Raw genomic sequence first — 19,497 nt, forward strand, 5'->3', positions numbered from 1 at the left:
CACTCGTAGAGTCGGCTCACGCCGACCCGAGGAGAGCGCATGCACGTCGCCGAGATCCTGGCCGCCAAGGCCCCCGCCCCCGTGGTCACCGTCGCGCCCGACGCCGGGGTGCGCACCCTGCTCGCCCTGCTCGCCGAGCACAACATCGGAGCCGTCGTGGTCAGCTCCGACGGCACCGCGCTCGACGGCATCGTCAGCGAGCGCGACGTCGTGCGCCACCTGCACTCCGACGGCACGGTCGTGGACAACACCGTCGGCGCGATCATGACCGCCGTGGTGGAGACCTGCACCCCCGAGGACGACCTCGACGCGCTCATGACGACCATGACCGAGCGCCGGATCCGGCACGTCCCCGTCGTCGCGGAGGGCCGCCTCGTGGGCGTCGTCAGCATCGGCGACGCCGTGAAGCACAAGATCGGCCAGCTGCAGTTCGAGCGCGACCAGCTCGACAGCTACGTCCACCAGGCCTGACCCCGACCCGCGCCGGCCGGGGCGCGGCGACGCCGGGATCAGTCCTGGAGGGCCTGGTCGAGGGCGTCGAAGGCCTCGGGCCGGTGCAGCACCGAGAACCGGTCGGCGGGCCAGACCCGTGCGAGCACCTTGCCGACCACCAGGTCGGTGGGGACGTACTCGTCGCCCTCCTCGCAGCCGGTGTCGGGGTTGCGGCAGATGTGGAAGCTGGAGTCGGCGGAGTCGTCACGGTGGTCGCCCATCACGAAGACGCTGCCCTCCGGGACCGGTCCCACCTCCCAGTCGGAGCGGCACTGGTTGACCATGGGCCCGTCGCAGTCGGCGCGGTTGCGGGTGAAGTCGGAGGAGTCGAGCGGCACGCCGTTGATCGTGAGGCGGCCGTCGTCGTCGCAGCACACGATGACGTCGCCGGCCACGCCGATGACGCGCTTCACCAGGTGGCCGCCGGTGGGGTAGAGACCGATGCGGCTCATGACGGAGGTCAGGGTGTTGCCGGGTCCGACGTCCTCCTGCGGGCCGAGCCAGTCGCCCGGGTCCTCGAAGACGACCACGTCGCCGCGCTCGGGGTCCCCGCCACCCCAGTAGGACACCTTCTGCACGAGGATGCGGTCGTTGAGCACGAGCCCGGGCTCCATGGAGCCCGAGGGGATGTAGAAGGCCTGCACGAAGAAGGTCTTGACGACCAGCGCCAGGGCGAGGGCCATGACGAGCAGCAGGATGGACTCCTGCCACACGGGCAGGCGCCGGGGACGGCGGGCCGGCCCGGAGTCGTCGGCGCCGTCGGGGGCGTCGGCGCCGTCGCTCGCGCCGTGCTCGTCGTGCTGGGCCACGGCCCACCCCTCTCGGTCCCGCGTCGCGGGGTCCTTCCGGTGCCGCGCGGCTGCTGCCTGCGCGCCGCGACCCTACCCCGGTGTCCCTACGGTCCCCCGCACGCCTGGCGCGGTCGGTGCACGCGGTCGGGACACGCGGTGGCTAGGCTCCCACGGTCGGTCCGACCGGGCCGGCCACCAGGTCACCGAGAGGACACCGAGCACCATGGACAAGCCCGAGATCGACTTCCCCGACTTCGAGCCGCCGAAGGACCTCGAGATCACCGACCTCACGGTGGGCGACGGCGAGGAGGCCGCCGCCGGCCAGACCGTCTCCGTGCACTACGTCGGCGTGGCCCACTCCACCGGCGAGGAGTTCGACGCCTCCTACAACCGCGGCGAGCCGCTGCGCTTCCGCCTCGGCATCGGCCAGGTCATCTCCGGCTGGGACACCGGCGTGCAGGGCATGAAGGTGGGCGGTCGGCGCAAGCTCGTCATCCCGCCGCACCTCGGGTACGGCGACCGGGGCGCCGGCGGGGTCATCAAGCCGGGCGAGACGCTGATCTTCGTCGTCGACCTGCTCGCGGTCTCCTGACGACCCCGCGCCACCGGCGACCGTGACGCACTTCGGCGACCACCAGACCGCGATCTACGCCCAGGGCATGTTCCTGGGCCAGACCCCCGCGATCACCACCGACCTCGCGGGGCTGGAGGCGCGGGCCGCCGAGGTGCTGGAGCCGGCCGCGCTGGGCTACGTCGTGCCCAGCGCGGGCGGCGGCTCCACCGCCCGCGCCAACGTGGCCGCCTTCGAGCGGTGGCGGATCGTGCCGCGGATGCTGCGCGACCACGCCCGGCGCGACCTCGCCACCACCGTGCTGGGCACGTCGATGGCCGCACCGGTGCTGCTCGGCCCGGTGGGGGTGCAGACCCTCGCCCACCCCGACGGCGAGCTGGCGAGCGCACGGGCGGCGACCGCCCTGGGGCTCACCTACGTGCACTCCACGCAGGCCAGCCACTCCCTGGAGGAGGCCGCCGGGGCCTCCGGCGACGGGAGCCGGTGGTACCAGCTCTACTGGCCCTCCGACCCCGAGCTGTGCGAGAGCTTCCTCGACCGGGCGCACCGCGGCGGGTACACCCACCTGGTCGTCACCGTCGACACCACCCTGCTGGGGTGGCGGCCCGCCGACCTCGACCGCGGCTACCTGCCGTTCCTGGCCGGCGAGGGCATCGCCAACTACACCAGCGACCCGGTCTTCACCCGCCGCCTCGAGCGGCCGGCGTCCGAGGACCCCGGCGCCGCGGGCATGGCCTTCGCCTCGGTCTTCCCCCACCCCGGCCTGTCGTGGGACCGGCTGGCCTGGCTGCGCGAGCGGTGGGCCGGCCCGATCGTGCTCAAGGGCATCCAGCACGTCGACGACGCGCGGCTGGCCCGCGACCACGGCATGGACGGCATCGTGGTGTCCAACCACGGCGGACGCCAGGTCGACGGGGCGGTGGCCTCCCTCGACGTGCTGCCCGCCATCGCCGAGGCCGTGGGGCCGGACCTGTGCGTGCTCTTCGACTCCGGGGTGCGCTCGGGGCCCGACGTGCTCAAGGCCCTCGCGCTGGGCGCGGAGGCCGTGCTGCTGGGGCGGCCCTACCTCTACGGCCTCGCCCTCGGCGGGCAGGCCGGGGTGGAGCACGTGCTGCGCTCCCTGCTGGCCGAGCTCGACCTCACCCTGGCCGGAGCGGGGTGGTCGTCCCTGGCCGACCTCGGACCGCACTGCGTCGTGCGGGCCTGACCCGGGGCGCGTGGCGAGGGCCGCGCTCCTCCCGTCCCACCAGGGTCCTGCCCGGGTCCTACCAGGGCAGCCCGTCGTCGAAGGCGCCCCCGTCGGCGACGCGCGCGGCCCGGCCGCGCAGCTCCACCACGTCTCCGGCCCTGAGCTGGCGCCCGCGACGCGTGTCGACCTCGCCGTTGACGCGCACGTCGCCGGCCGCGACGACCTCCTTGGCCTCGGCCCCGCTGTCGATCAGATCGGCCAGCTTCAGGAACTGACCGAGCCGGATCACCTGGTCACGGATGGGGACGTCGACGGGCTTGGGCACGACGCCAGTCAACCACCCGCCGCCGCCCGGACCGCCCGGGCCCCGCGGGTCAGCCGATCAGCACGCTCACGGCGTGGATCAGCACGCCGACGAGCCCGCCGACGACCGTGCCGTTGATCCGGATGAACTGCAGGTCGCGCCCCACGTGCAGCTCGATGCGGTCGGCGGCCTCCTTGCCGTCCCAGCGCGCGATGGTGCTGGAGATGATGGTGGTCACCTCGTCGCCGTAGCGGTCGACGGCGAACACGACGGCATCGGCGATCGTCGAGTCGAGCGAGGCGCGCAGGTCGGGCTCCTCGCCCAGGCGCCGGGCGAAGCGGGCCACCTCGGCCAGCAGTCGCTCGCGCACCGCCCCCTGGGGGTCCTGGAGCGACGCGGTGAGCACCCGACGCAGGGCGTCCCACAGCGACACGGCCGTCGCGACGACCTGCGGCTGGTCGAGCAGGCGGTCCTTGAGCCGCTCGGTGCGCTCCTGGGTCTCGGGGTCGTCGAGGAGGTCGTGCGCCAGCTGGACCAGCATCGAGTCGAGGGCCCGACGGGCCCGGTGCTCGGAGTCGTCGCGGATGTCCGCGACCCAGCGCACCAGCTCGAGGTGGATGCGCCCGGTGATCTTCTCGTTGATGCTGGGCGGGGCCCACCAGGGCGCTCGCTCCTCCAGCACCTGCGAGACGGTCTCGGGGTTCTCCAGCAGCCAGCCGTGGAGCTCGTCGAGGACCAGGTCGACGACGCCGTGGTGGAGGTCGTCGCGCATGACCTCCTCCAGCAGCTTGCCCAGCAACGGCGAGATGGGCTCCTCGTGGAAGCGGGGCACGAGCGCGTCCTGGACCACGGCGCGCACGTGCTCGTCCTTGACCTTCGCCAGCCCGGTCGCGACGACCTCGGAGACCTCGTCGACCACCGACCGGGCGTGGTCGGGGTCGGAGAGCCACCGCCCCACGCGCGCCGAGACCTCGGCGGCGCCGATCCGCTCGCGCACGATGGACTCCTGCAGGAAGTTCTCCCCCACGAACTCCTCGAGGCCCTTGCCGAGCTCGTCCTTGCGTCGCGGCACGAGGGCGGTGTGCGGGATCGGCAGGCCGAGGGGGTGACGGAAGAGCGCGGTCACCGCGAACCAGTCGGCGATGGCGCCGACCATCGAGGCCTCGGCGCCGGCGTTGACGAAGCCCCAGAAGCCGTCCTGGCCCAGCGTGAGGACGTAGACCACGGCCGCGAAGGCGAGCAGGGAGCCGGCCACCACCCGCATCCGGCGCAGGCCCTGGCGGCGCAGGGCGTCGGCGCCGGGGTCGACGGAGGGCAGGGGCAGGCCGGAGGGGCCGGAGCCGGTGGCCTCGGACGTGGCGGTGCTCGTCGGTGTCGTCATCTCGCACACGATTCTCACCTACCCCCGTCGGGTGCGAGACTGCCGCCCATGCCCGCGCACCACGAGACCGCCACCAGCACCGTGGCCCCGCACGACGAGCGCCCGCGCACGGTGATCACCTTCGGCACCTTCGACGTGTTCCACGTCGGCCACCTGCGGGTCATCGAGCGGGCCGCGGGTCTCGGGGACCGGCTCGTGGTCGGCGTCTCCGCCGACGCGCTGAACCTGCGCAAGAAGGGTCGCGAGCCGGTCTTCAGCGAGGGCGAGCGGCTGGCCATCGTGGCCGCCCTCAAGCCGGTCGACGAGGTCTTCCTCGAGGAGAGCCTCGAGCTCAAGCGCGACTACATCGTGCGCTTCGGCGCCGACGTGCTGGTGATGGGCGACGACTGGGCCGGACGCTTCGACGAGTTCCGCGACGTCTGCGAGGTCGTCTACCTCCCCCGTACCCCGGCGATCTCCACGACCGCACTGATCGAGAAGATCTCCGGCACCTCCTGAGGCGACCAGCGCGTCGGGTTTGCCCAGCGCTCGACACGGGGCAGGCTGACCGGGCCCGTTCCCCGACCTGATGAGGACTCCCCCATGCGCCGTACCCTCGCCGCCGCCGTGGTGGCGCTGAGCACGGCCCTCACCGCCGCGCCCGCCGTCTCGGCCACCACCCCCACCGTGACGGCGCCCCGCGCCGCCACGGCGGGCGTGGCCTCCGCCGACCGCGACGCGACCGCTGTGAAGGCCCGAGCCGCGCTCGCCACCGCCAGCGACCTGGTCACCGGCGACGCCGCCCCCTCCGACGGCGTCCGACGCGTCGACGCGACCCTCGCGCTGACCGACCTCTTCGCCCGCCTCGACCACCTCCGGGGCCCTGAGCGCACCGCCGCCGAGGCCCTGCTCGCCCGCCCCACCGACGGTGCCGGCGACGTCTACGGCGACGGCTACACCGTGCGGTCGAAGAAGAAGTGCGCCGGCAACTTCTGCCTGCACTGGGTGCCGACCACCGCCGACGCCCCGCCCGGCATGACCTGGGTCAACCGCAACCTGGCCCTGCTCAACAAGGTGTGGCGCTTCGAGGTCGGCAAGCTCGGCTACCGCAAGCCCGTCAGCGACGGCTTCGTGAAGGGCCGCAACAACGGCGGCAACGGCAAGTTCGACGTCTACCTCGCCGACGTCGGCAGCCAGGGCCTCTACGGCTACTGCGCCCCGGAGTACGTCCGCAAGGGCAAGCCGCGCCTGGCCACCGGCTTCTGCGTGCTCGACAACGACTTCTCGCGCGACCAGTTCTCCGCGCCCCCGCGCGACAGCCTGCGGGTCACGGCCGCCCACGAGTTCTTCCACGCCATCCAGTTCGGCTACGACTACCTCGACGACCGCTGGTTCAAGGAGTCGACCGCGACGTGGATCGAGGAGCGCTTCGCCGACGACGTCAACGACAACCGCAGCTACCTCGTCGCCAGCCAGGTGCAGCGCCCCGGCTACTCGATGGACGTCTCGGGCGTCTCCAACTTCCAGCAGTACGGCAACTGGACCTGGTGGGAGTACCTCACCGTCCGCTACGGCGCCGGCATCGTGCGCAAGGTGTGGAACGGCGCCGGCCAGTTCAAGGGCGCGGGCCGCACCTACTCCACCAAGGCGCTGACCCGGGTCCTGGGCAGCCGGGGCGGCTTCCGCGCCGTCTACAACCGCTACGTCGGCGCCAACGTCGCCCCCGGGCGCTTCTACCCCGAGGGCGGGAGCTGGCCCTCGGCGAAGATCGGCAAGACCTGGAAGCTCACCGAGGACCAGCGCACCGCCTCCGGCGTGGCGACCCTCAACCACCTCGCGGCGCGCAACTTCGCGGCGGTGCCGGGCGGCTCGCTGGAGTCGGGCCGGTGGCGCGCGAAGATCACCGTCGACGGCCCTGCGGGCAGGACCTCACCGGCCGCCTACCTGACGGTCAAGAACACCCGTGGCGCCTGGGTGGAGAAGGCGATCCGGCTCAACCGTGACGGTCGCGGCAGCGTGGTCCTCCCGTTCTCCGCGAGGAAGGTGCGCGAGGCCGTGGTCTCCACCGTCAACGCCTCCACCCGCTTCGCCGACTGCGGCGGCGGCAGCATCTACTCCTGCGGCGGCACCCCGCGCGACGAGGGCAAGAAGTTCCGCGTGAGCGTGAAGGTCTACAAGAAGTCCCGCTGACCGACCCGCGACGTGCGAAGGCCCCCTCCCTCGGGAGGGGGCCTTCGTGCGTGCGGGCCGGGGTGCCGGGTCAGGAGCGACCGAGCACCGCGGCGTCGGGCTGGAGCGCGTCGTCGGACCCCGGCGCCGGTGCGTCGTCGGTCTCGGGGGCGTCCTCGGTCTCCGGGGCGGTCTCGGGCTGGGGAGCGGTCTCGGGCTCGGGGGCCGGCTCCGTCTCGGGGGCCGGCTCCGGGTCGGCCTCGACAGGAGCCGGGTCGGGCTCGAGGGCGTCCACCACGTCGGTGACCTCGTCGACGACGTCGGGCAGCCCGCCGAGCACCGGGTCGACGACCGGGTCGAGCCCGTCGTCGCCGTCCACGTCGTCGACCTCGTCGACGATCACCTCGACCACGGGGTCGACGATCACCGACACGACGCCGTGGCCCTTGCCGGGGCTGCTCCCCCCGTTGCCGTTGCCGTTGCCGTTGTCGCCCGGCGAGGCCGACGGACCGTTGCCGTTGCCGTTGTCACCCGGCGAGGTGGACGGGCCGTTGCCGTTGCCGTTGCCCGGCACGGGCTGGCCGCCGTCGGGCTGGGCGGGCTGGGCGGGCTGGGCTCCGGTGCCGGCCTCCGCCCCGATCGCCTGCTGCGGGGACCGGACCGGGTCGGTGCCGTCGTCGGCGGGCTGGTCGGTCGCGGGGGCGGCCGGCTCGACGCCGGCGCCCGTCACTCCGGTCCCGACATCGGATCCGGTGGCGGACCCGGTGACCGACCCTGCCTCGGACCCCGCCTCGGACTCGGGGGCGTTCCGGTCGGAGCCCCCCGCGGACGGGGCACCGGAGCGGTCGCCCCGCGCGGGCTCGCGCGGGGCGTCGTCGTCCCCGACCGGGGCCGACGGCGTGACCGGGGCGTCGAGGGGCCGCAGCACCTCGGCGCCGATGACCTCCTGCTCGGGCCCGGCGGCGGTCGGGGCGACCAGGGTGGGCGCGACCTGCGTGATGACCAGCGAGGTCACCAGCACGCACACGAAGGCCAGGGCTCCCAGCGCGAGCGCGCCGTAGCCCAGGTGCAGGTCGAGCCTGCGACGCGCGATCGCGGCGCGTAGACGTGGTGACACCGGGCTCTCCTCATCGACGGTGATGACGCGTTGCCCCACCCCCCGAGGGACAGGACGACGCTAGTGGACGCGGGGCCGCGTCCGTGGCGTTTTCGCACAGGTGGCGCCGGGTGGTCCGGACCGCTGCGCGACACGGACCGGCAGCCGGTCGCGATCAGGCGCCGACGAGACCGGCCCCCTCGGCGATCAGCAGGAACCCGAAGACGGCGAAGGCTGCGGCGGCGCCGTAGGTGATGGCCTTCTCCGGCAGCTTCTTGCCGAGCATGGCGCCGACCACGATGGCCAGCGCGTCGGCCGCCACCATGCCCAGCGTGCTGCCGATCCAGGTGCCGAACCAGCCCTCGCGCGTGGCCAGGGTGATGGTGGCCAGCATGGTCTTGTCGCCGAGCTCGGCGAGGAAGAACGCCACGCCCACCGCGAGGATCGCCGCGCCCTGGCTCTTGCGCGCCTTGTCGGCCTCCTCCTCGGTGAGCTCGTCGCCGCGCAGCGTCCACAGCGCGAAGCCGAGGAAGGCCACACCGGCGACGATGGCGATGGTGTCCTGGTACTCGGCGAAGGCGTCGCCGATGAAGTAGCCGATGCCCACCGACGCCAGGTGGACGATGGCCGTGGCGACGGTGATGCCGATGAGGACGTCGCGCGCGCGGTAGCGCGCGGCGAAGGTCATCGCCATCAGCTGGGACTTGTCGCCGAGCTCGGCGACGAAGATGACGGCGGTGCTGATCAGGAAGGCTTCCATGGGTTCCTCTCCGCGCCGGGCCGAGGAAGCGCCAGGGAGCCGGACGCGCCTTCGACCAGGCGCGACCGGTTGACGGGTCGTGGCACTGGTCGAAAGTCTCGTCCGCCCGCCGGCTCTCGCCGGCTGGCCCGCTGCACCGGTCCCGCCGCGAGGCGGGGCAGTGTGTCGACGCAGCTGTTGGGGACTACTCCCTTTCGGTGAGCGAGCCTAGTCGCTGCGGCCCCGCGGGCACGAATCGGCTCACCCCAGGCTGCGGTCGAGGTTGAGCGCGGCACTGATGAGCGAGAGGTGGGTGAAGGCCTGCGGGAAGTTGCCCTGCTGGTTGCCGGCCAGCCCGACCTGCTCGGCGTACAGACCGAGGTGGTTGGCGTAGGTGAACATCTTCTCCAGCGCCAGCCGCGCCTCGTCGATGCGACCGAGCCGCGTGAGCGCCTCGACGTACCAGAACGAGCAGAGCGAGAAGGTGCCCTCGTCGCCGTCGACACCGTCGCTGGTGGCGTCGAGGTCGTAGCGGAACACCAGGCTGTCGGAGACCAGGCGGCGCTCGACCTCGGCCAGGGTGGACACGAACCGGGGGTCGTCCGGGGCCACGAACTTCACCATCGGCATGAGCAGCACCCCCGCGTCGAGGGTGTCGGAGCCCTCCGACTGCATGAAGGCCCCGACCTCGGGATCCCAGCTGTGCTCCATGATCCGGGTGAAGATGCGGTCACGGACCTCGCCCCAGCCGGCGAGGTCGCCGGGCAGCCCGCGCTGGCGGGCGATGCGCATCATCCGCTCGATGGCGACCCACGACATCAGCCGTGAGGTCGTGTGGGCCTGGGGGTCGTCGCGGATCTCCCACATGCCGGCGTCGTCGCGCTCCCAGTTGTCCATCAGCCAGGTCAGGGCACGCGTCAGGTCGGTCCAGGCGTCGTAGCTGATGCCCGTGCCGTACTTGTTGTAGAGGTAGACCGAGTCGATGAGCTCGCCGTAGATGTCGAGCTGGAGCTGACCCACGGCGGCGTTGCCGACCCGCACCGGCCGGGAGTCGAGGTGCCCGCGGAGGTGGTCGAGCTCGTGCTCCTCCACCGGCACCTCGCCGTCGATGTCGTAGAGCACGCGCAGCGGGCCGAGCTCGTCGTCGCCGGCGCCGTCGCTGCGCAGCCGGTCGGAGAGCCAGCCCATGAACGCGCCGGCCTCGTCGGTGAAGCCGAGGCGGAGCAGGGCGTAGAGGCTGAAGGCGGCGTCGCGGATCCACACGTAGCGGTAGTCCCAGTTGCGCTCGCCCCCGATCTTCTCCGGCAGGCTGGTCGTCGGAGCCGCGATGATCGCCCCGGTGGGCTCGTGGGTCAGCAGCTTGAGGGTCAGCGCGGAGCGGTCGACCATCTCGCGCCACCGGCCGGTGTAGGTGGACTGGGAGAGCCAGTCGCGCCAGAAGCGGGCGGTGGCGTCGAAGAGCGCGGCGGTGTCGTCGCAGTCGCCCGTCGGGAGGTCCTGGTCGTCGTCGAGCACGTGGAGCACGAAGAGCGCCTCCTCGCCTCCCTCGAGCGTGAGGTCGGCCCGCACGCACCCCTCGTCGGTGGTAAGCGGGGCGGTGGAGGTGACGCCGAGGCGCAGGTCGGCGCCGGTCAGCAGGACTCCCCCGTCGGTCTCCTCGACCTCCGGCACGACTCGGCCGTAGTCGAAGCGGGGCGCCATCTCCATCCGGATGCGCGTGGCTCCCCGCACGCACGCCACCCGGCGCACCACGCGCTGGCGGTGGTCGGGGTCGTGCGGCCGGACGACCGGCATGAAGTCGTGCACCTCGGTGACGCCCTGCTCGGTGAGGAAGCGGGTGACGAGGATCGTGGAGTCGGGGAGGTAGAACTGGTGGGTCGTCGTCGCCCCGTCGACGGGCTCCATGCGCCACGCGCCGCCCTTGCCGGGGTCGAGCAGGGCCCCGAAGACGCTGGCCGAGTCGAAGCGGCGCGGACAGAACCAGTCGATCGTGGCGTCGGTGCCGACCAGCGCGCAGGAGCGCAGGTCGCCGATCAGCCCGTGGTCGGAGATGGCGACGAACCCCTCGGCGTCGGCCGGGCCGCCGCCGTGGGGCACCTCAGCCACCGAGCCGCCACCCGCCCTGCGGCAGGTCGAGCGCGGCCTGCGGGCCCCACGAGCCCTTCTCGTAGGGCTGCACCGACGGCGGGTTGTCGAGCACCGGCTGCACGACCTGCCACAGCCGGTCGACCTCGTCGGAGCGGGTGAAGAGGGTCTGGTCGCCGCGCAGCACGTCGAGCAGCAGCCGCTCGTAGGCCTCGAGGGGGTCGCCGTCGGGCACGTCGTCGACCAGGTCGAGACGCAGCCGGGCCTCGACGAGCTCCATGTCGGGTCCGGGCCTCTTGGCCTGGAGCTCCACGGTGATCTTGGGGTCGTCGGTGAGCTCCAGCACCAGGTCGTTGCAGCCGGCCTGGTTGGAGAAGATCTTGGTGGCGGGAGTGCGCAGCCGCAGCGTGATGGTGCGCCTGCCCTCGGCCAGCGCCTTGCCGGTGCGCAGGTAGAACGGCACGTCGCGCCACCGGTCGTTGTCGACGAAGGCCTCGATGGCCACGAACGTCTCCACCTCGGAGTCGTCGGCGACGTCGTCCTCGTCGCGGTAGCCCTCGAACTGCCCGTAGACCACGCGCGCGGGGTCGAGGGGGCGCATGGCGGCGAAGACCGCCGACTTGGCGTCGCGCAGGGTGCCGGCGTCGAAGTCGACGGGGTCCTCCAGCGCCACGAAGCCGAGCAGCTGGCTGAGGTGGGTCGAGACCATGTCGCGCAGCGCCCCGGTGGACTCGTAGAAGCTGCCCCGACCCTCGAGGCCGAGCGCCTCGGGCACGTCGATCTGTACCGAGGAGACGGTCTCGCGGTTCCACGCCGGCTCGAAGAGCCCGTTGGCGAAGCGCAGGGCGAGGATGTTCTGCACGGCCTCCTTGCCCAGGAAGTGGTCGATGCGGAAGACCTGGTCCTCGTCGACGACCTCCTTGAGGCTGGCGTCGAGCTCCCGGGCCGTCTCGAGGTCGAGCCCGAAGGGCTTCTCGATGACCAGGCGGGCCCGCTCGGTGAGCCGCTCGCGACCCAGCATGGCGATCATGCCCTGCATGGCGCCGGGGGGCACCGAGAGGTAGATGAGGCGGCGCACGTCCTCGACGTCGGCGTCGAGCTCCTCCTCGGCACGGCGCACCGCAGCGGCGAGGTCGGAGCCGTCGTCGGCGTTGGACGTCTGGAAGCTCACCCGCGAGACCAGGTCGTCGAGGATCTCGGCGTCGGGGTGCTCGACGACGTCCTCGAGCCCCTGGCGCACGCGGTCGCGGAACTCCTCGTCGCTGCCCGGGGAGTGCCGCCCGCTGCCGATGAGGCGGAAGTCGGCCGGGAGGCGGCCGTCCTCGGCGAGGCGGTAGAAGCCGGGGAAGAGCTTGCGGGCCGCCAGGTCTCCGGTGGCCCCGAAGAGCACCATCACGTGCGGCGGCAGGTGCTCGCCGGCGGAGTCGGGTCGAGACGTCACGGTGGACCTTTCGTGGACGGGTTCGTGGGCGCGGTCGTGCGCGCCACGGGGTCAGGACTACCAGGCCACCTGTAGGGGTGACCAGGCCCGCGCCACCGACCGGTCGGCCGCTGGCTAGGCTCCCCGGGTGAGTGCAACCCTCGTCGCCAAGGACCTGGCCGGGGGCCACGCCCACCGCACGCTCTTCGAGGGCCTCGACCTCACCGTGGCGCCGGGCGACGTGGTGGGGGTCGTCGGCGCCAACGGCGCCGGCAAGTCGACGCTGCTGCGCCTGCTGGCCGGGCACGACGCCCCCCTCGCCGGCTCGGTCTCGACCGCGCCGTCGGACGCGTTCGTGGGCTGGCTGCCCCAGGAGCACGAGCGCGTGCCCGGGGAGAGCGTCGGCGCCTACCTTGCGCGACGCACGGGCGCGGCGGCGGCGACCGAGCGGATGGAGGCCACCGCGGCCGACCTGGGCTCGCAGGCGCCCGGGGCCGACGACGCCTACGCCGCCGCCTTCGACCACTGGATGGCCAGCGGCGCGGCCGACCTCGAGGACCGCACCGGGGCGGTGCTGGCCGACCTCGGCCTCGACCTCGGCGCCGACACCCCGATGACCGCCCTGTCGGGAGGACAGGCCGCACGGGTCGCGCTCGCCGCCCTGCTGCTGAGCCGCTTCGACGTGGTGCTCCTCGACGAGCCCACCAACGACCTCGACCTGGCGGGCCTCGAACGGCTCGAGGGCTTCGTGCGGGGGCTGCGGGCCGGGGTCGTGCTGGTCTCCCACGACCGCGAGTTCCTGGCGCGCTGCGTGACCCGCGTCGCGGAACTCGACCTGGCCCAGCACCAGGTGGCGGTCTACGACGGCGGCTACGACGCCTTCCTCGAGGAGCGGGCCGTCGCCCGGCGCCACGCCCGCGAGGCCTACGAGGAGTTCGCCGCCACCAAGGCCGACCTCGTGTCCCGCGCCCGCACCCAGCGCGAGTGGAGCAGCCAGGGGGTGCGCAACGCCCTGCGCAAGAGCCCCGACAACGACAAGATCCGCCGCCGCGCCCAGTCGGAGTCCTCGGAGAAGCAGGCGCAGAAGGTGCGGCAGATGGAGTCGCGCATCGCCCGTCTCGACGAGGTGGAGGAGCCGCGCAAGGAGTGGGTGCTCCAGCTCGAGATCGCCGCCGCGCCCCGCTCCAGCGCCGTCGTCGCCAGCCTCGACGCCGCGACCCGCACCCTCGGCGACTTCCGCCTCGGACCGGTCACGCTCCAGGTCGACGCCGGCGACCGCATCGGCATCACCGGGCCCAACGGCGCGGGCAAGACCACGCTGCTGCGCCTGCTGCTCGGCCACGACCAGCCCGACTCCGGCCGCTCCTCGCTGGGCGCGAGCGTGGCGGTCGGAGAGATCGACCAGGCGCGCTCCGGCCTGGCCGAGGACCAGCCGCTCGGAGCGGCGTTCGAGGCGCTGGTGCCGCAGTGGAGCCAGGCCGAGGTGCGCACGCTGCTGGCCAAGTTCGGCCTCAAGGCCGACCAGGTCACCAGCCGGGTGGGGCGCCTCTCCCCCGGCGAGCGCACCCGGGCCGCCCTCGCGCTGCTCCAGGCGCGCGGGGTCAACCTGCTGGTGCTCGACGAGCCCACCAACCACCTCGACCTGCCGGCCATCGAGCAGCTGGAGCAGGCCCTGGAGTCCTACACGGGAGCGCTGCTGCTGGTCACCCACGACCGGCGCCTGCTCGACGCCGTGCGGCTGGACCGGCGCTGGGAGGTCGAGGCGGGCGTCGTCACCTCGGTGCTGGGCTGAGCCGGGCCGAGTGGGCTCAGCCCACGCGTTGGGGGCGGTCGTCCAGCAGCCGGTTGGCCAGCAGGGCCGCCTGCGCCCGTCGCTGCAGGCCCAGCTTGGCCAGCACGTTGGAGACGTAGTTCTTCACCGTCTTCTCGGCCAGGAACATGCGGTCGCCGATCTGGCGGTTGGTGAGGCCCTCGGCGATCAGGTCGAGGATCCGACGCTCCTGCGCCGTCAGCGTCCGCAGCTCGGCCGGCACCTCGCGCCGCGGCGCCGGCGTGCGCTCCGCGGCCCGGCGCACCAGGGCGGGGTCGATGAGCGTGCCGCCGGCGGCCAGCACGGCCACCGCGTCGAGCAGCTCGGTGCCGGTGACCTGCTTGAGGACGTAGCCCGCCGCCCCGGCGTGCACGGCGGAGTAGAGCGCCTCGGCGTCGTCGTAGGACGTCAGCATCAGGCAGGCGATGCTCGGGTCGACCGCGCGCACGTGGCGGCAGACCTCGATGCCGGTGCCGTCGGGCAGCCGGGCGTCGAGGATGGCCACGTCGGGTCTCAGCGCCGGGATGCGCGCCATCGCGGTGGCGGCGCTGCCGGCCTCCCCCACGACGGAGTAGCCCTCGACGCTCTCCAGCAGGTCGTGCAGGCCCCGTCGTACGAGCTCGTGGTCGTCGAGCAGAAACAGTGTGGTCACGGCGATCCCCCCTCAGGTCGGCCGAGAACGGGCACGTGGTGCTCCCGGCACACAGTGTGACCCAGACGACAGCCGTCGACCAGGGACCAAAGTCCCGACACAGGTCCTCTCCCGCGGTGCATGATGGCGCTCCACGGCCGGGGGGACGGATGGATCGCGACGACAACGACGAGGTGCCGGCACTCGGCTTCGACTCGCTGCTGCTGCAGCTGGTCGACCGTGCCGGGGAGCTGATCGGCGCGCGGGACCGGCTCAAGTCCCTCGTGCGCGCCAACCACGACCTCGTCACGGCGCTCGACCTGCCCACGGTGCGGCGCCGCGTGTGCTCGGTGGCCGCCGAGCTGGTCGACGCCCGCTACGCCTGGCTCGTGGTGTGGGACGACGACGGCGAGCTCGAGGACTTCGTGCACCATGCGGTCGACGAGGGCGTGACCGGCTCCCTGGGCGGGGCGGTGGACCGGCAGCGCCTGCTCTCCGACGTGATGGCCACCGGCCACCCCCACGGCCTGGTCGCCGCCTGCGCCCCGCACTGCTCGTGCGGCACGCCCGAGCTGCACGAGCCGGAGGGCGGACTGCTCGTGGTGCCGATCCGTCCCCGCCAGCAGCTGCTCGGCACGCTCTACCTCACCGCCAAGCGCACCGGCACCTTCACCGCCGACGACGAGGAGCTCGTGCACGCCCTCGCCGTCACCGCGGGCATCGCCATGACCAATGCCCGGCTCTTCGACGACCTCGCCTACCGCGAGCAGTGGTCCTCCGTGCTGGCCCAGGCCTCCCGTGACCTGTCGGTGCAAGAGGGCGAGGAGGTCACCGCCCTGCTCACCGGCGCCCGCGACCTGGCCGGCGCCGCGGTGGCCGCGGTGACCGCGCCCGGGGACGACCCGGCCACCCTCGTGACGACCCACGCGGTGGGGCTGGCGGCCGAGGCCTCGATCGGCCTGGTGCTGCCCGTGCGCGGCACGCTCGCCGGCAAGGCGGTGACCTCGGGGGTCGCCGCGGCCGCCGACGGCGTCGACCAGCTCTCGCCGCACGGCTACCGCGGCATGGGCGAGCTCGGCCACGCCCTCGCGGTGCCCTTCGTCATCGAGGACCGCGGGGTCGCGGCGCTGGTGCTGGCCCGGGAGCGGGGCGAGGGCGGCTTCCTGCGCCGCGACATCGAGATGGCCGAGGCCTTCGCCGCCCAGCTCGGGGTCGTGCTGGCCCAGGCCGAGGTCCGCGCCACCCGCGAGCGCCTCGGTCTGGTGGAGGACCGGCAGCGCATCGCCCGCGACCTCCACGACCACGTGATCCAGCGCCTCTTCGCCGCGGGGCTCGGGCTCGACGCCGTCGTGCTCCAGATCGGCCCCGGGCCGGTGGCCGACCGCATCGCTCTCATGAACGAGGAGGTCAACGCGGCCATCAGCCAGATCCGGCAGAGCATCTTCTCGCTGGGGGCCACCTCCCGTCCCACCTCGCTGCGCGGACGGGTGGCCGAGGTCGTCGGCACGACGGTCGGCTTCGCCGTGCCCCCGGCGACGACCTTCGCCGGCCCGGTCGAGCACGTGACCCAGGAGTCGCTGGCCCAGGACGTGGCCGCGGTGGTGCGGGAGAGCCTCGCCAACGCCGTGCGGCACGGGCGGGCCGGCACCGCTCACGTGCACGTCGCGGTGCGGGAGGGGTGGCTCGTCGTCGAGGTCGCCGACGACGGCATCGGGGCCGTCGACCTCACGCCCCGCGCCGAGCGGAGCGGCCTGTCCAACATGGCCGAGCGCGCACGGCGGCGCGGCGGGTCGATGACCGCGGAGGTGGTGCCCCGCGACGACGGCTCGGCGGGCGGCGCCCGGCTGGAGGCCGGGGCGAGCGACGACCCGCAGGCCGTGGCCGGTGGTGTCGTGGTGCGGTGGTCGGTGCCCCTCTGAGGCACTCCCGACGCCGTCTCACGAGTCCTCCAGGACCGCGGCGTAGAGCGCCACCGCGGCCAGCTGGGAGCGCACGTGGAGCTTGCGCAGCACCGCGCGCACCTGCGTCCGCACGGTCGCCTCCGACACCCCGGCGGCGACGGCGATCTCGGCCACGCTGGTGCCGGCGAAGAGGGAGTCGAGCACCTCCAGCTCGCGCGGCGAGAGCTGCGCGATCCGCCGCTCGACCGACGTCCGCTCCCGCCTGACGCGCGACCACGCGGCCACCAGCTCGGCCACCGTCTGCGGCTCCACCGACCGGTGCCCGGCCGCGGCCAGCCGCAGGGCGAGGTCGACCTCGCGCAGCGACGACGTGCCCTCCACGACCTCGCTGGCGCCCGCCTCGAGGGCCGCGCCCCACCACGGGCCGCGCTCGGTCGTGGTCACCAGGACCCAGGGCGTGCCGACACCGGCGACGGCGGTGCGCAGCGCGCCGAGCCGCCGTGGACTGCCCACGTCGGCCACCACGAGCACGACGTCGGGCCGGCCGTGCTCGGCGGCGGAGCCGAGCACGACGTGCTCGGTGAGGAAGCCGCGCCGTCGCAGCGCCGAGGCCACCGTCTCCGCCACGAGACCCTCGTCGGCGACGACCAGCACCCCGGGCCGCGACGGGGCGGGTCGTGACGTCGCCTCCGCGACGAAGGGCGTCACCACCGCCCGCCTCCCCGGCAGCGGGGAGGGGCGGCGCAAGCGGCTGGGCCGGCGGGTCTCGTGGGGCAGACGACGGCGTCTGTGCAGGTCACAGGCCCACAGTGGAGTGTGGACGGGTCGCCGGTCGGGCGTCGCACCCCCGCATCCTGACTATTGGGCACGCGCAGGCGCAGGCGTGCGTCGGACCGACCGGTCGACTCGTCAAGCTTGGGTAGGGACCTAAGTCCCTGTGAGGACCCTGAGGGCCGTTCCTAGGCTCCGACCAGTCGCACGCACCGGGAGAGCCCGCGTGGTGCCGATTGCTGGAGGGGGGCCCAGTGAGTCAGTCTGTCGTGCCGCGGAGTGGGTTCCGCGTGCTGATCATCGAGAACCACGTCCTGTTCGCCGAGTCGCTCGAGCTCGCGCTCGGGGTGGAGGGCTACGACGCGCGCCGGGTGCGCCTGGACGACGTCGCCGGCGCGCCCGGGCAGCTGTCGAGCACCCTGGCGCGGCTGCGTCCGCGGATGGTGCTCATCGGGCTCGACCCGGGGCCGTTGGGCCAGGCGGCCCGCGTCGTGCGCACCATCGCCGCGACCGGCACGCCGGTCGTCGTCGTCACCTCCTCGCCCGACCGTGCCACGTGGGGGGAGTGCGTGCGGCTCGGGGCGCGCCAGGTCGTGAGCAAGACCCGGCCGCTCAACGACCTGCTCGCCGTCGTGCGACGACTGCACCACGGGCTGCCCGTGCTGCAGGTCAGCGAGCGCGAGGAGCTGCTGCGCCTGTGGCAGGAGCAGCGCCACGACCACGAGGACCTCCGCCGGCGTCTCGAGCTGCTGACCACGCGCGAGCAGGAGGTGCTCCAGGGGCTGATGCGCGGCTCGCTGGTGCGCGACATCGCCCGCGAGTCGGTGGTCTCCGAGGCCACGGTGCGCACCCAGGTGAAGTCGATCCTGGCCAAGCTCGGGGTCTCCTCCCAGCTCTCCGCGGTCGGCATCGCCCACCGTGTCGGGTGGTACTCCGCCGTGGGCTGAGCCGGCGTCGGGGCGGCCCGCGGATGTGCCGTATTTGCGGGATGCCCACCCCCAGAGCCCTCCCTAGCGTGGAGCGCGATGAGCGGCCCGTGAGGGCGACTCGAGGGGGTAGCAGATGTCGAGCATCGAGCTGGAGCACGCCGGGCCCGAGCCCGGGTCACCGAGGGCGGAGCTCGCCCGGGTCGACAGGGCGGCGGACGGTGGTCTGGTCGACGTGGGGCTGGTCGACGTGGGGCTGGTCGACGTGGGGCTGGTCGACGCGGGGCTGGTCGACGTCGGCCTCGTCGACGTCGGACTGGCCGACCTGGTGCCCGAGGGTCTGCCCGAGCTGGTGGCCGACCTCGGCGCCGACCTGGCCGCCGACCTCGCCGCCGGGGAGCGGTGGCTCGGCTCGCAGGCCACGCGGGCCTGCCGGGCGGCCTGCGACCTCGCAGGTCGTGCGGCCGCGCTGCTGCTGCTGCTGGGCGTGCTGCCGCTGCTGCTGGGGCTCGTGCTCGCCGTGCGGCTGGACTCGGCCGGCCCCGCGCTCTTCCGCCAGGTGCGGGTGGGGCGCGGTGAGCGTCCCTTCATCATGCTGAAGCTGCGCTCGATGGAGGTCGCGGCCGAGCTGCGCCTGGAGGCCGTCGCCCACCTCGACGAGGGCAACGGGGTGCTCTTCAAGATGCGCCGCGACCCCCGCGTCACCCGGGTCGGTGCCGTGCTGCGGCGCTGGTCGCTCGACGAGCTGCCCCAGCTGTGGAACGTCGTGCGCGGGGACATGGCCCTCGTCGGACCGCGGCCCGCGCTGCCCTCGGAGGTGGAGGCCTACGACGAGCGGACGCGACGACGCCTGCGGGTGAAGCCCGGGCTGACCGGCCTGTGGCAGGTCTCGGGCCGCTCCGACCTGTCGTGGGACGACAGCGTCCGACTCGACCTGACCTACGTCGACCAGTGGTCGCTGCGTCTGGAGGCCTCGATCCTGCTGCGCACCCTCGGCGCCGTCGTCGGCCGCCGCGGCGCCTACTGACGCGTGCGCACCCGCCACGGCCGCCACCCGCTCGGGTGCGGAGCGGTCGGCGGTCGGCGGTCCCGGGGCGGGCAAGGGTCGACCGGAGGCTCGTCCACACCGGCAGTGCCCCGACCCGCTCCGGGCGCAGGACACCAGCAGCCCGGGCGACGCCCCCACCGACACCCCTCCCCCGCCTGCCCCGCCCCCTGGTCGGCAACGGTCCTGGGTTGATC

General features: G+C 73.6%; 18 protein-coding genes. 9 read left to right on the top strand and 9 right to left on the bottom strand.

Going from position 1 to position 19,497, the window contains the following annotated elements; all coding sequences use genetic code 11:
• Nucleotides 1–39: 39 nt before the first annotated feature.
• On the top strand, nucleotides 40–471 hold the full coding sequence (locus IR170_RS02985; protein ID WP_193661133.1) for a CBS domain-containing protein: 432 nt from the start codon (nucleotides 40–42) through the stop codon (nucleotides 469–471).
• A gap of 38 nt (nucleotides 472–509) precedes the next feature.
• Here IR170_RS02985 and lepB read toward each other — a convergent pair whose 3' ends face one another.
• A complete protein-coding gene (gene lepB / locus IR170_RS02990) occupies nucleotides 510–1,301 on the bottom strand; it encodes a signal peptidase I (RefSeq protein ID WP_319804886.1) in 792 nt (263 codons plus the stop codon).
• A 205-nt stretch (nucleotides 1,302–1,506) separates the two neighbouring features.
• On the opposite strand from lepB, the gene IR170_RS02995 reads away from it, so the two are divergent.
• Nucleotides 1,507–1,875 carry an FKBP-type peptidyl-prolyl cis-trans isomerase gene (locus IR170_RS02995; RefSeq protein WP_056864078.1) on the top strand — a complete coding sequence of 123 codons (369 nt, stop codon included), beginning with the start codon at nucleotides 1,507–1,509 and terminating at the stop codon, nucleotides 1,873–1,875.
• A gap of 22 nt (nucleotides 1,876–1,897) precedes the next feature.
• Entirely contained in the window at nucleotides 1,898–3,061 is a 1,164-nt protein-coding gene (locus IR170_RS03000; RefSeq protein ID WP_319804887.1) for a lactate 2-monooxygenase, read from the top strand.
• 58 nt (nucleotides 3,062–3,119) lie between these two features.
• On the opposite strand, the gene IR170_RS03005 is transcribed toward IR170_RS03000, so the two are convergent.
• Together IR170_RS03005 and IR170_RS03010 are read right to left on the bottom strand one after the other, a co-directional pair.
• Nucleotides 3,120–3,368, bottom strand: coding sequence for an RNA-binding S4 domain-containing protein (locus IR170_RS03005; RefSeq protein ID WP_193661134.1), 249 nt, complete (start codon nucleotides 3,366–3,368; stop codon nucleotides 3,120–3,122).
• A 49-nt stretch (nucleotides 3,369–3,417) separates the two neighbouring features.
• Nucleotides 3,418–4,728 (bottom strand): DUF445 domain-containing protein, encoded by a 1,311-nt coding sequence (locus IR170_RS03010; protein ID WP_193661135.1) that lies wholly within the window; start codon nucleotides 4,726–4,728, stop codon nucleotides 3,418–3,420.
• Between the two features lie 48 nt (nucleotides 4,729–4,776).
• Between IR170_RS03010 and IR170_RS03015 the strand changes: the two genes are divergently transcribed.
• Entirely contained in the window at nucleotides 4,777–5,226 is a 450-nt protein-coding gene (locus IR170_RS03015; protein WP_193661136.1) for an adenylyltransferase/cytidyltransferase family protein, read from the top strand.
• 84 nt (nucleotides 5,227–5,310) lie between these two features.
• Nucleotides 5,311–6,897, top strand: coding sequence for an MXAN_6640 family putative metalloprotease (locus IR170_RS03020; protein ID WP_193661137.1), 1,587 nt, complete (start codon nucleotides 5,311–5,313; stop codon nucleotides 6,895–6,897).
• Between the two features lie 70 nt (nucleotides 6,898–6,967).
• Here the strand turns inward: IR170_RS03020 and IR170_RS03025 are convergent, their stop codons facing one another.
• The 4 genes from IR170_RS03025 to zwf all read right to left on the bottom strand — a co-directional run bounded on the left by IR170_RS03025 (nucleotide 6,968) and on the right by zwf (nucleotide 12,237).
• Nucleotides 6,968–7,993, bottom strand: coding sequence for a hypothetical protein (locus IR170_RS03025; protein WP_193661138.1), 1,026 nt, complete (start codon nucleotides 7,991–7,993; stop codon nucleotides 6,968–6,970).
• Nucleotides 7,994–8,147: 154 nt separating this feature from the next.
• Complete coding sequence (locus IR170_RS03030; RefSeq protein ID WP_193661139.1) at nucleotides 8,148–8,732, bottom strand: TMEM165/GDT1 family protein; 585 nt, start codon at nucleotides 8,730–8,732, stop codon at nucleotides 8,148–8,150.
• Nucleotides 8,733–8,972: 240 nt separating this feature from the next.
• On the bottom strand, nucleotides 8,973–10,817 hold the full coding sequence (locus IR170_RS20170; RefSeq protein WP_193661140.1) for a glycoside hydrolase family 15 protein: 1,845 nt from the start codon (nucleotides 10,815–10,817) through the stop codon (nucleotides 8,973–8,975).
• Nucleotides 10,810–12,237: a glucose-6-phosphate dehydrogenase gene (zwf, locus tag IR170_RS03040; RefSeq protein ID WP_319804888.1), complete on the bottom strand. Its 1,428-nt coding sequence runs from the start codon at nucleotides 12,235–12,237 to the stop codon at nucleotides 10,810–10,812. The genes IR170_RS20170 and zwf overlap by 8 nt, the downstream gene beginning before the upstream one ends.
• Nucleotides 12,238–12,364: 127 nt before the next feature.
• On the opposite strand from zwf, the gene IR170_RS03045 reads away from it, so the two are divergent.
• Entirely contained in the window at nucleotides 12,365–14,008 is a 1,644-nt protein-coding gene (locus IR170_RS03045) for an ABC-F family ATP-binding cassette domain-containing protein (protein WP_193661141.1), read from the top strand.
• A gap of 16 nt (nucleotides 14,009–14,024) precedes the next feature.
• On the opposite strand, the gene IR170_RS03050 is transcribed toward IR170_RS03045, so the two are convergent.
• A complete protein-coding gene (locus tag IR170_RS03050; RefSeq protein ID WP_056903812.1) occupies nucleotides 14,025–14,678 on the bottom strand; it encodes a response regulator in 654 nt (217 codons plus the stop codon).
• A gap of 149 nt (nucleotides 14,679–14,827) precedes the next feature.
• Here IR170_RS03050 and IR170_RS03055 point away from each other — a divergent pair, with 149 nt between their 5' ends.
• The gene (locus IR170_RS03055; RefSeq protein ID WP_193661142.1) at nucleotides 14,828–16,576 is read left to right on the top strand and encodes a GAF domain-containing sensor histidine kinase; all 1,749 of its coding nucleotides are present in this window, start codon (nucleotides 14,828–14,830) and stop codon (nucleotides 16,574–16,576) included.
• Between the two features lie 18 nt (nucleotides 16,577–16,594).
• Here IR170_RS03055 and IR170_RS03060 read toward each other — a convergent pair whose 3' ends face one another.
• On the bottom strand, nucleotides 16,595–17,266 hold the full coding sequence (locus IR170_RS03060) for a response regulator transcription factor (RefSeq protein ID WP_193661143.1): 672 nt from the start codon (nucleotides 17,264–17,266) through the stop codon (nucleotides 16,595–16,597).
• A gap of 353 nt (nucleotides 17,267–17,619) precedes the next feature.
• Here IR170_RS03060 and IR170_RS03065 point away from each other — a divergent pair, with 353 nt between their 5' ends.
• Nucleotides 17,620–18,276 carry a response regulator transcription factor gene (locus tag IR170_RS03065; protein WP_228942452.1) on the top strand — a complete coding sequence of 219 codons (657 nt, stop codon included), beginning with the start codon at nucleotides 17,620–17,622 and terminating at the stop codon, nucleotides 18,274–18,276.
• A 115-nt stretch (nucleotides 18,277–18,391) separates the two neighbouring features.
• The gene (locus tag IR170_RS03070) at nucleotides 18,392–19,282 is read left to right on the top strand and encodes a sugar transferase (protein ID WP_227488395.1); all 891 of its coding nucleotides are present in this window, start codon (nucleotides 18,392–18,394) and stop codon (nucleotides 19,280–19,282) included.
• Nucleotides 19,283–19,497 lie beyond the last annotated feature (215 nt).

This window comes from Nocardioides kribbensis, from assembly GCF_015070375.1.
Classification (GTDB): Bacteria; Actinomycetota; Actinomycetes; order Propionibacteriales; family Nocardioidaceae; genus Nocardioides; species Nocardioides kribbensis.

Coding starts and splice junctions, on each gene's coding strand:
- IR170_RS03020 (WP_193661137.1), top strand. CDS start 5,311: ATGCGCCGTACCCTCGCCGCCGCCGTGGTGGCGCTGAGCACGGCCCTC.
- IR170_RS03010 (WP_193661135.1), bottom strand. CDS start 4,728: ATGACGACACCGACGAGCACCGCCACGTCCGAGGCCACCGGCTCCGGC.
- IR170_RS02985 (WP_193661133.1), top strand. CDS start 40: ATGCACGTCGCCGAGATCCTGGCCGCCAAGGCCCCCGCCCCCGTGGTC.
- IR170_RS03055 (WP_193661142.1), top strand. CDS start 14,828: ATGGATCGCGACGACAACGACGAGGTGCCGGCACTCGGCTTCGACTCG.
- IR170_RS03070 (WP_227488395.1), top strand. CDS start 18,392: ATGTCGAGCATCGAGCTGGAGCACGCCGGGCCCGAGCCCGGGTCACCG.
- IR170_RS02995 (WP_056864078.1), top strand. CDS start 1,507: ATGGACAAGCCCGAGATCGACTTCCCCGACTTCGAGCCGCCGAAGGAC.
- IR170_RS03015 (WP_193661136.1), top strand. CDS start 4,777: ATGCCCGCGCACCACGAGACCGCCACCAGCACCGTGGCCCCGCACGAC.
- IR170_RS03030 (WP_193661139.1), bottom strand. CDS start 8,732: ATGGAAGCCTTCCTGATCAGCACCGCCGTCATCTTCGTCGCCGAGCTC.